The organism is Cupriavidus gilardii (assembly GCF_008801915.1).
Lineage (GTDB): Bacteria > Pseudomonadota > Gammaproteobacteria > Burkholderiales > Burkholderiaceae > Cupriavidus > Cupriavidus gilardii.
In genome coordinates this window covers 1-434 of the sequence record NZ_VZOV01000108.1, presented here as the reverse complement: position 1 = coordinate 434, position 434 = coordinate 1, and the positions used below count along the sequence as shown (strand labels likewise).

The following is a 434-nucleotide window of genomic DNA, read 5'->3' as shown; positions in this document are numbered from 1 at the left end:
ATAGGGCTAAAAGAAGCAACCATAAATGCCCCAATAAAAAACCGGCAGAACCGATGAGCATAATAATGATTTCTAAAATTTTTATGCCACGGACAAGTTGTGAGCGTTCATACTTATCAGCAATTTGTCCGGCAGTTGCTGAAAAAAAGAAATATGGCAAAATAAACAACAATGCTGCTAAATTATTGAGTGTGCTTACTGGGGCAGATTGTTGCTGAATCCAACCATAAGTAATGACTAACAATAAAGCTTGCTTATAAACATTGTCATTTAATGCGCCAAAAAACTGGGTAAAAAACATCGGTACAAACCGACGTGATGTCATCAGGGATTCATCTTGTTTCATCATGTGCAAGCTTCATTGAGTTTTATAAAAAAATGTGACGGAGTGTTAATTTGCATCTAAAACCATGTATGATATTTTTAACGCTTGA

1 pseudogene is annotated in these 434 nt (G+C 35.5%); it reads right to left on the bottom strand.

The annotated features are described in order from the left end of the window. Positions 1-349, bottom strand: a pseudogene (locus F7Q96_RS26685) (glycerol acyltransferase); the annotation flags it as partial. Between the last annotated feature and the right edge of the window lie 85 nt (positions 350-434).